A 9871-nucleotide genomic window follows, 5' to 3' on the forward strand; every position below is an offset into this window, starting at 1 on the left:
TCCGGCGAGTAGTCGGGCAGAGTCGGCTCGGCTGACGGTTCCGGGAGGGCGCTCGACCGGTGGGTGGGGCGCCCTCCTCGTCGTTCAGTGGCTGTGGTGCGGGGTCTGGCCTTCCGGTCCGAGGTCGGGTGGGACGCAGTAGTCGACGTCCGACTCTGGGGAGATCAGATCGCCGGAGTCGATGTCGGTGCAGTAGGCGTCGAAGACTTCTCCGGCGGTGAGGGGTTCGAGGCCGTCGCCGCGCAGGCGCCAGCCGTAGATGCGGTCGGTGGTTCCCGGGGCGCTGGTGCGCATGACCAGTCCGCCGGGACTCTGAGTGGCGATGCCGAGTGCCAGGACGGTGGTGAATTCGAGGGCTTCTGCTTCGTCGAGTTGGACGGATCCGTCGCTGTTCTCGTCGGAGTGGAGGACGGAGACGAGGGCTTCCGGGGTGCCGGTGATGCTGCACACGAGGTGGTGTTCGCCTGGTTGTGCGGTATCGAGGATCCGGACGAGGAGGTCCGAGGCGCGGGTGAAGGCGGCGCGGCCGATGTCCTCCCCGCAGGAGCCGCAGCTGCCGAGGCGGGCGAGGAGTGTGGTCGCGTACTCCCAGGTGGCCTGGCGTACGGCCTCGTCCACGAGGGCGGGCACCAGGTCGGTCAGGGGCTGGCCCTCGTAGGGCAGTGTCGGTCCGGTGCCGGCGAGTTCCGCCGTGAAGCGGGTCCGGCTGGACGGGACGTCCGGGTTCAGGCCCGTCTCCTCGCAGAACTCGGCGTACTCCTGTGGGTCGAAGAGGGCGACGGTGGTGTGGTTGCCCTGTGCGGCGCGGGTCCTGAGGAGGTCTTCGACCTGTTTCAGGTAGGTCGCGTGGTCGTCGAAGGTGAAGCTGCGGTAGCGCCGCATGGCGCGGAAGTCGTGTTCGTCGGTGAGCAGGCCGATGGTGCCGGCGATTTCGCGGCGCAGGACGCGCCGCATTGTCTGGTGGTCGGTGTGCGCCATGTTTCCCCCTGTGCGCAGGCGATCAATGCTCACTCACAGTAACCGGCGGCACTGACAACGGCGTCCGAGCGAGGCGGTCCCGGACCCATGGGATGTTGAATCCGCAGGTCAGAGCGATGACCGTGCCGAAGGCGGCCCAGCCTGCCGGGTCGGTGGTGATGGCCGCCGTGACGGCGAGTCGTCCGAAGGCGCGCTGGACGGACTGAGTGCCTCCGAGGCCGCCTGCGGTGGTTCAGGCGCGTTTGCGGGCCAGGTCCTCGTAGAAGTGGAGCAGGTCGAGGTTGTCGATGGAGCCGGCGTTGACCGCCTTCTCCATGGGGGTGCCTTGGAGGAGGCGTTTGACGGGGACCTCGATGCGCTTTCCGGTGAGGGTGTGGGGGATGCCGGGCACCTCGATGACCTCGTCGGGGATGTGGCGGGGTGAGAGGTTCTCGCGGATGGTCCGCTTGATGCGCTCCAGGAGCGCCTCGTCGAGCACCGCTCCGGGGGTCAGATGCACGAAGAGCGGCATCCAGTAACCGCCGTCGGGCTGTTCGATGCCGATGACCAGGGATTCCTTGATCTCGGGGAGTCGCTCCACGGCCTCGTAGATGTCGGCGGAGCCCATGCGCACGCCCTGGCGGTTGAGCGTCGAGTCGGAGCGGCCGTGGATGACGACCGAGCCGCGCGAGGTGACGGTGATCCAGTCGCCGTGGCGCCACACACCGGGGTAGGTGTCGAAGTAGCTGTCGTGGTAGCGGCTGCCGTCGGGGTCGTTCCAGAAGTGGATCGGCATCGAGGGCATGGGGTTGGTGACGACGAGTTCGCCGACCTCGTCGATCAGGGGTTCGCCGCTGGGGTCCCAGGACTGGAGGTCGGTGCCCAGGCCGGGTGCCTGGAGTTCGCCGATGTGGACGGGCAGGGTCGGTACCGCGCCCGCGAAGCAGGAGCACACGTCCGTGCCTCCGCTGACGGAGGCGATCCACAGGTCCTCGCGGACCTCGTCGTGCAGCCAGCGGAAGCCGTCGGGCGGGAGTGGTGAGCCGGTGGTGGCCACGCACTGCACCTTGGAGAGGTCGAAGTCGCGTCCTGGGTGCACCTCGGCCTTGCGGCAGGCCATGACGTAGGCGGCGCTGGTGCCGTAGAGGGTGGCGCCCGTGCGTTCGGCGACCCGCCACTGGGCGCCGGTGTCGGGGTAGCCGGGGCTGCCGTCGTAGAGGACGACGGTCGTGCCGGTGAGGAGGCCGGAGACGAGGAAGTTCCACATCATCCAGCCCGTGGAGGTGTACCAGAAGAAACGGTCCTCGGGGCCCAGGTCGCAGTGCAGGCCGAGCTGTTTGAGGTGTTCGACGAGGATGCCGCCCTGGGACTGGACGATGGCCTTGGGCAGGCCGGTGGTGCCCGAGGAGTAGAGGACCCACAGGGGGTGGGCGAAGGGCACCGCCTCGAAGACCGGCTCGGTGTCCGTGCTCGTGAGGGCCGACCACTCCAGGGCGCCTTCGGGGGCTTCGGTGCCGAGGAGCGGGATGTGGACGACGGCGCGCAGGGAGGGCAGTTCGCGGCGGAGTTCGGCGACGGTCTCGCGGCGGTCGTGCTCCTTGCCGCCGTAGCGGTAGCCGTCGACGGTGAAGAGGATCACCGGTTCGACCTGCTGGAAGCGGTCCAGGACGCTGCGGGCGCCGAAGTCGGGGGCGCAGGAGGTCCAGACGGCGCCCACGGCGGCCGTGGCGAGGAGGGCGACGACGGCTTCCGGGATGTTCGGGAGGTAGCCGCTGACGCGGTCTCCCGGCCGCACGCCGAGGGCCCGCAGCTCGGCGGCCAGGGAGCCGACCTGGCGGCGCAGCTCGGACCAGGTCACCGGGCGCGGCTCATGGGTCTCGTCGACGTACAGGAGGGCGGGTTCGTCCGCGCGGGTGTCGGCGGCGCGCAGGGCGTGCTCGGCGTAGTTGAGGGTGGCTCCGGGGAACCAGTCGGCGCCGGGCATCGAGCGGTCGCCCAGCACGCGCGCGTAGGGGGTCGAGAACCGTACGTCGAACCACTGGGCGACGGCTTTCCAGAACGTCTCCAGTTCGTCCACCGACCAGCGGTGCAGGGCCGCGTAGCCGCCGTCGGCCGGGGCACCGTGGTGCTCGGCCGCCCATGCCTGGAACCTGGTGACCTGGGACCGGGCGATGCGCTGCGGATCTGGCTGCCAGAGCGGCTGGGGGTTCACGGTCGACATGGGGCGGCTCCCGGACTGTGCGCGTCGTGTGCGTCTCCCGCGCACGGGCAAGGGGTGTGCGCGTGACGCGGCTGACAGGGACGATGCCATGTGATCAACTTCAACGCCAGGGTGCGGCCCACATAGTCCGTGTCGTGAAGATGTGGTCCCGGCACGGGTGAACGGAAGTTGAACGGCACACGTGTGTGGGGCAGTGAGTGGCAGGGTGAGCAGCATGAACGGTCGTGACCTGGTGCGTTCGGTGAAGGCGGTCGGCTCGGCGGGCGCGACCCAGGGGTTGCGTACCGTGCGGGCGGCGTGGCGCAGGCGGCGTACCGACGCCGCGGGGCTGCCGGCCCGCGGGGCCGAGCGCGCGCGGGTGCCGGGGCCGGTGCAGGGGGCCGAGCCTGGGCCCGGCGGGGGTGTCGTCCGGTTCGCCCGGTCCGAGCTGCGGATCATGGTCGCGGTGAACGGGGCGGTCTTCTGGGGCTGGGACGGGGCCGGTCCCGAGCCGTCGTACGCGCTGGCGGGCCGCTGTCCGGAGCCGGATCCCCGGGCGGTCCTGGAGCCGGACAAGGACGACGGCTGGCGGGTCGTGTCCGAGCGGGCCACGGTCGTGGTGTCGCGGCACGGCGCGGTCGAGGTGCGTACGCCCGGCGGGGTGACCGTGCGCCGGGATCTGCCGCCCCGGTGGTGGGAGCCGGTGGGGGGCGGTGCTGCGCGCTGGATGCAGCGGTCCGAGGTGGCCGCCGACGCGCGGTTCTTCGGGCTCGGGGGCAGGGCGTCCGGGCCGCGGCTGCGGGACGGCACGTACCGGCTGTGGAACACCGATCCGGGCCACGCCTTCGGGCCGGGTGACGATCCGCTGTACATCACGATGCCGGTGCAGCTGGTCGTCGCCGACGTCACCACCCATCTCGTCTTCCACGACAACTCCTGGGACGGCACCGTGACCCTCCGGGAGGGCGAGGAGGGCGCGGGGTCCGGGCACGACCGGGTGGGGACGTCCGAGCTGCGGATGGACGGCGGTCCGCTGCGCTGCTGGGTGATGGTGGGCACCCCCGCGCGCGTGCTGCTCGCGTGGGCGTCCCTCACCGGGGCGCCCGCCCTGCCGCCGTCGTGGGCGCTCGGCCACCATCACGCCCGCTGGGGCTTCGGCAGCGAGCAGGAGGTGCGGCGGATCGTCGCCGGGTACCAGGAACGCGGTCTGCCGCTCGACGCCGTCCATCTGGACATCGACCACCTGGACGGGCACCAGGTGTTCACGGTGGACCAGGAGCGCTTCCCCAAGCTGCCCCAACTGGCCGGCGAGCTGCTGCGGGACGGGATCCGGCTGGTGTCGATCGTCGACCCGGCGGTCAAGGCCGCGCCGGGCAACGCGGTGTACGACAGCGGGATTGCCGAGGACGCCTTCGTGAAGGACGCGTCCGGCCGGCTCGTGGAGGGGGTCGTGTGGCCCGGGGAGGCGGTCCACCCGGACTTCACGCACGCGCGTGTGCGTGAGTGGTGGGGCCGTCTCTACCAGGAGCGGCTCACGGCAGGCTTCGCGGGCTTCTGGCACGACATGAACGAGCCCACGTCGTTCAGCGCCTTCGGGGAGTCCACGCTGCCGCGCTCGGCCCGGCACTTTCTGGAGGGCAGGGGCGGCGACCACCGCGAGGCGCACAACGTCTACGCGCTGTGCATGGCCAGGGCCGGTTACGAGGGGCTGCGCGCCTTGCTGCCCGCCGAGCGGCCCTTCCTGTTCTCGCGCTCCGGCTGGGCCGGCATGCAGCGCTACGGCGGCACCTGGTCCGGTGACGTGGCCACCGGGTGGCCCGGCCTGCGGGCCTCGCTGTCGCTCGTGATGGGGCTCGGGCTGTGCGGGGTGCCGTACTCGGGGCCCGACGTGGGCGGCTTCGACGGGAGCCCGTCGCCCGAGCTGTATCTGCGCTGGTTCCAACTCGGCGCCTATATGCCGCTGTTCCGCACGCACGCGAGTCTGCGGGCGGGGCGCAGGGAGCCGTGGGAGTTCGGGGCCGAGGTGCTGGAGCACGCGCGTGCGGCACTCCTGGAACGCCGGCGGCTGCTGCCGTACTTCATGACGCTCGCGCAGCTGGCCCGCCGTACCGGGGCGCCTTATGTACGGCCCTTGTGGTGGTCCGCGCCCGAGGACCGCGCCCTGCGGGACTGTGAGGACGCCTTCCTGCTGGGCGACAGCCTGCTGGTGGCGCCGGTGCTCGATCCGGGCGGCGACCGGCGGGCGGTCCAGCTGCCGCGCGGGCGCTGGTACGACACGACGACCGAGCAGGCGTACGAAGGACCGGGCCAGGTGCTCGTCGACGCCCCGCTGTCGCGGATCCCGGTGCTCGCGCGCGCGGGTGCCGTGATCCCGGTGCGGGGCGCCGACGGCGGTCTCGAACTGGAGGTGTGGGCTCCCGCCCGGGGACGGAGCGGGGGCGGGCTGGTCGTGGTGGACTCGGGCGACGGGTGGGACGAGCCGGAGATCGAACGCTACGTCGCCCGCCGGCAGGGCCGGAAGGTGGTCGTCGAGCGGGAGGGCGAGGACGGCGTGAGCGAGCCGTCCCTCCCGGTGCGGCTGCGCGGGCTCTGAGCGCGCCGGGCCTCAGACGTAGCGGCCCTCGAACCAGGCCCGCACGGCCACGGTGTGCAGCGGGAAGGCGAGCTCCTCGGGCCTGCGCAGGAGGTGCCAGCCCTCCGTCTCGTTCGTGGCGGCGGACTGCGGGAGGCCGTCGGCGGGGCGCTCCGGCAGCACCCCGAACAGCAGCAGGTGGCCGTCGGGCGAGCTCAGCGCGTCGACGAGCCGTACGTCGCGGCTCGCCGCCTCGATGCCGGTCTCTTCCCTCAGTTCGCGGACCAGGGCGTGCCGCCAGTCCTCGCGGTCGTCGATGAAGCCGCCGGGCAGGGCGACGCCTCCGCGCGCGGGGGCGACGGTCCGGGTGATGACGACCAGGGCGGTGCCCTGGGTGTCGTACACGGGCTGGAGCGCGACGGCGACCGGCAAGGGGTTGCGGTAGGCCACGGTGGCGCAGACGGGACAGGTGCGGGGCCAGCCCGCGACGCCCTCTCCGTAGGGCGCTCCACAGCTCGAACAGTGTGAGCCGGGCGCGGAGTTGGGGATGGAGTGCAGAGTTTCGGACACGCGGCGGACTGTATCCGATCATCGGTGGCTGCGATTCCGTCGGGCCCCTGCCTCTTCACGGCCGCCCGTGCGACACTTCTGACGTTCCGTCAGATCTGGTCCGGGGAGGGGCGTTGGCACGCACGCGTACACCAGTGGTCACCGGATGGTTCACCGGTGACGGAGACGACTTCACGCTTCTCGGCACCCGCTGCTCCGCCTGCGCCTCGGTGTTCTTCCCGCGCGAGGACGGCCACTGCCGCAACCCCGGCTGCGACGGTGGCGATCTGGCGGAGATTCCCCTTTCGCGGCGCGGGCGGGTCTGGTCCTACACGGACAGCCGGTACCGACCGCCGTCACCGTATGTGACGGATCCGGAACTTCCGTGGGAGCCGTACACGTTGATCGCTGTGGAGCTGGCCGCCGAGCGGATCGTGGTGCTGGGGCAGGCCGTTCCCGGGGTCACCGTCGCCGATCTGACGGTGGGCGCGGAGGTGGAGGTCGTCCCGGGTGTCCTGCATGAGGACGGGGAGACGGTCTTCACGACATGGCGGTGGCGGCCGACGGGGGTGACGGCGTGACGGGAGAGGTGGCAGTGCTCGGGGCGGGCATGCACCCATGGGGCAAGTGGGGGCGAGGTTTCGTCGAGTACGGCGTGGTGGCGGCCCGCGCGGCGCTCGCGGACGCGGGTCTGGAGTGGCGGGACGTCGGGTCGATCGTCGGCGCGGACACCGTGCGGGGCGGTTATCCGGGCTATGTGGCGGGGGCGACCTTCGCCAAGGCGCTGGGGTGGCAGGGGGCCCGGGTCGCCAGTGTCTACGCGGCGTGCGCGTCCGGGGCGCAGGCGGTGGCCGCCGCGCGGGCGCAGATCCTCGCGGGGCTCGCCGACGTGGTGCTCGTGGTGGGTGCCGACGCGGCTCCCAAGGGGTTCTTCCGGCCCGCGGGCGGCGATCGGCCCGACGATCCCGACTGGTTGCGGTTCCGGGTCCTCGGGGCGACCAACCCGACCTACTTCGGGCTGTACGCGCGGCGGCGGATGGCCGTGCACGGAGACACCTCCGAGGACTTCGCGCAGGTCAAGGTGAAGAACTCCGCGATGGGCGCGCTGAATCCGAACGCGCGCTACCGCAAGCGGGTCACGGCGGACGAGGTCGCGGCCTCCGCCGTGGTGGCCGATCCACTGCGTCTGCTCGACATCTGCGCCACCTCGGACGGCGGGGCGGCGCTGGTGCTCTCCAGCATGGAGTTCGCGCGTCGGCGGGGTGCGGCCGCGCCCGTGCGGATCAGGGCGGTGTCGACGGTGACGCCGAGGTATCCGAACACCGTGCTGGATCTGCCGGACATCGCGACGGACTCCGCGGCGGCGGTGGAGCCCGCAGCCGAGACGTTCCGGGCATCGATCGCGCGCGCGGCCTACGAGGAGGCCGGTGCGGGGCCGGAGGACCTCTCGCTGGCCGAGGTGTACGACCTGTCCACCGCCCTGGAGTTGCAGTGGTACGAGGACCTCGGGCTGTGCGGTGCGGGCGAGGGCGCGAAGCTCCTGCGCGAGGGGGCGACGGCCCCGGGCGGGCGCATACCCGTCAACATGAGCGGCGGGCTCGCCTCCTTCGGCGAGGCGGTTCCGGCCCAGGCGATCGCCCAGGTGTGCGAGCTCACCTGGCAGTTGCGGGGTGACGCGGGGGCGCGGCAGGTCGAGCACGCGCGCGTGGGGATCACCGCGAACCAGGGGCTGTTCGGGCATGGGTCGGCGGTGCTGGCGGTGCGCTGACCGAAGGCTCCGCTCACCCTGCGTGAGACCCCCGGAATCCTGCGTGAACGTCTCATGAACTGCGCTTGGGCCCGCTCCCAGGGCGCCATCATGCTCCCGTGCGCTCCTGGACGGACACTCTCCGCTTCGCCTTCCAGCCGGTGGTCAATCTGACCACCGGCGCGGTGGCCGCACTGGAGGTACTGGCCCGCCCGGAGACCGGTGACGTCCTGGCGGAGGCCCGCCGCGATCCCGAACTCGACGGCCGGCTCGCCGTGTTGGCGGTACGGACGGCGGCACACAGGGAGACGCTGCTGCCGCTGCACGTCAACGTCTTCGCGGGCACACTCGCCGACCTCGGCGGGCTGACGCCGCTGCACCACGCGGTGCGGGAGGCGGGGCGGCTGCCGTGGGAGGTCACGGTCGACGTGGGCCCGCCGTACACGCATGTGCCGCGGCAGGCGCTGCTGGAGGCGGTCGCCGAGCTGCGGGGACAGGGCTTCCGGATCAGTGCGGACGGCGTCGGCGAGGGGGACGTACCGCTGAGACTGCTTGTCGACATGTCGCCTGACCTCGTGAAGCTCGACGCGTCACTGCTGGCCCGGCCGTCGGCGGTACGGGCGATGCGGACGCTGTGCGACGAACTCGGGGCGCTCCTCTGCGTCGAGGGGGTGGAGACGGAACTCCAGTACGGGGCCGCGCTGTCCGCCGGTGCGCAGCTCGGGCAGGGTGTGCTCTTCGCGCCCCCGTCGCGGCTGCCCGCGGCGGAGGTGTACGTGCCGCCCCGCTCCCCCGGGCACCCGGCACCGCCGCGGTCGGGGCCGTCGGTGCGGGAGTTCGTGCGTCCCGCCGCGCTGCTGCCGGCCACGGCCTCCGCGGGGCAGGTGCGGGCGCTGCTGACCGGATCTCCCGAGGTGTCCGGGGTGCTGCTGGTGGACCGGGAGGGGGTGCCGTTCCGGTCGGTGCACCGCTCGCGCTTCCTGCTGTCCATGTCGGGGCGCTACGGGCACGCCCTGTACGCCGACCGGCCCGCCGCCAAACTCGGTGATCCGCCGCGGACGGTGGGCGTCGACGCCACCGCGTGGGAGGTCCTGGACGTGGTCGCCGTAGGCAGCCGGGACCGTACGTCGGACGACGTGGCCGTGGTCGACCGCCAGGGCCGGTGCGTGGGCGTCGTACGGCTGGCGGATCTCATACGGGCGCTGAGCGAGACCCGGGTGGAGGAGGCGGCCGGGCTCAATCCGCTGACGCGGCTGCCCGGTTCGGACGCGATCACGGGTGAGGTGGACCGACGGGTCGCGGAGGGCCGGACGTTCGCGCTGAGCTGGCTGGACGTCGACCACTTCAAGCAGGTCAACGACGGGGCCGGATTCGCGGCGGGCGACGAGCTGATCCGCTCGGTGGGGCGGGTGCTCCAGCAGGCCGCGGCCGGCACCGCGCGCGTGGGGCACATCGGCGGGGACGACTTCCTGGTGCTGGCGGACCCGGAGGAGCTGACTCCGCTGGCTGCCGCCGTGCTGGACGCGCCCTGGACGGCGGGCGGACGGCCGGTGACGCTGTCGCTGGCCACGGTGGTGTGCGCGCCGGGCAGCGTGCGGGACCACCGGGAGGCGGCCGCGTGTCTGGCACCGCTGAAGAAGGCCGCGAAGGCGCTCGGCGGGGCGAGCTGGGTTGTGGGGCGGGCGGGGGTGCCGGGGTACGAGACGCTGCGCGGGGCGGGTTCAGGTCCAGGGACGGGTTCAAGTTCGGGGACGGAGGCGGCTTCGGCGGGGTACGCGGTGGCGGAGCCGGGGATGAGCTGACTGCGGAGCCGGCGGCCGAGCCGGGCAGCGGCTCGGCACGCCTC

General features: G+C 72.5%; 7 protein-coding genes. 4 read left to right on the forward strand and 3 right to left on the reverse strand.

All coding sequences use genetic code 11. The features are described 5' to 3' along the window. Nucleotides 1-84 precede the first annotated feature (84 nt). Together ACFULQ_RS46945 and ACFULQ_RS46950 are read right to left on the reverse strand one after the other, a co-directional pair. Nucleotides 85-978 (reverse strand): hypothetical protein, encoded by an 894-nt coding sequence (locus tag ACFULQ_RS46945; protein WP_383557359.1) that lies wholly within the window; start codon nucleotides 976-978, stop codon nucleotides 85-87. A gap of 232 nt (nucleotides 979-1210) precedes the next feature. Beyond that, the gene (locus ACFULQ_RS46950; protein ID WP_383557362.1) at nucleotides 1211-3178 is read right to left on the reverse strand and encodes an acetoacetate--CoA ligase; all 1968 of its coding nucleotides are present in this window, start codon (nucleotides 3176-3178) and stop codon (nucleotides 1211-1213) included. A gap of 214 nt (nucleotides 3179-3392) precedes the next feature. Here ACFULQ_RS46950 and ACFULQ_RS46955 point away from each other — a divergent pair, with 214 nt between their 5' ends. Beyond that, entirely contained in the window at nucleotides 3393-5750 is a 2358-nt protein-coding gene (locus ACFULQ_RS46955) for a glycoside hydrolase family 31 protein (protein ID WP_383557364.1), read from the forward strand. A gap of 12 nt (nucleotides 5751-5762) precedes the next feature. On the opposite strand, the gene ACFULQ_RS46960 is transcribed toward ACFULQ_RS46955, so the two are convergent. Next, nucleotides 5763-6299, reverse strand: coding sequence for an NUDIX domain-containing protein (locus ACFULQ_RS46960; protein ID WP_383557367.1), 537 nt, complete (start codon nucleotides 6297-6299; stop codon nucleotides 5763-5765). Between the two features lie 134 nt (nucleotides 6300-6433). On the opposite strand from ACFULQ_RS46960, the gene ACFULQ_RS46965 reads away from it, so the two are divergent. The 3 genes from ACFULQ_RS46965 (at nucleotide 6434) to ACFULQ_RS46975 (ending at nucleotide 9827) form a co-directional block, all read left to right on the forward strand. Further along, entirely contained in the window at nucleotides 6434-6859 is a 426-nt protein-coding gene (locus ACFULQ_RS46965) for a Zn-ribbon domain-containing OB-fold protein (RefSeq protein ID WP_383557374.1), read from the forward strand. Further along, complete coding sequence (locus ACFULQ_RS46970) at nucleotides 6856-8046, forward strand: lipid-transfer protein (RefSeq protein WP_383557369.1); 1191 nt, start codon at nucleotides 6856-6858, stop codon at nucleotides 8044-8046. The genes ACFULQ_RS46965 and ACFULQ_RS46970 overlap by 4 nt, the downstream gene beginning before the upstream one ends. A 98-nt stretch (nucleotides 8047-8144) precedes the next feature. Next, entirely contained in the window at nucleotides 8145-9827 is a 1683-nt protein-coding gene (locus ACFULQ_RS46975) for a GGDEF domain-containing protein (protein ID WP_383557372.1), read from the forward strand. Nucleotides 9828-9871 lie beyond the last annotated feature (44 nt).

The sequence above is a fragment of the Streptomyces sp. NPDC057253 genome, from assembly GCF_042669125.1.
Lineage (GTDB): Bacteria > Actinomycetota > Actinomycetes > Streptomycetales > Streptomycetaceae > Streptomyces.

Bases quoted from the DNA above. Each gene is read 5' to 3' on its own strand.
- ACFULQ_RS46955 (WP_383557364.1), top strand. From the start codon at position 3,393: ATGAACGGTCGTGACCTGGTGCGTTCGGTGAAGGCGGTCGGCTCGGCG.
- ACFULQ_RS46945 (WP_383557359.1), bottom strand. From the start codon at position 978: ATGGCGCACACCGACCACCAGACAATGCGGCGCGTCCTGCGCCGCGAA.
- ACFULQ_RS46950 (WP_383557362.1), bottom strand. From the start codon at position 3,178: ATGTCGACCGTGAACCCCCAGCCGCTCTGGCAGCCAGATCCGCAGCGC.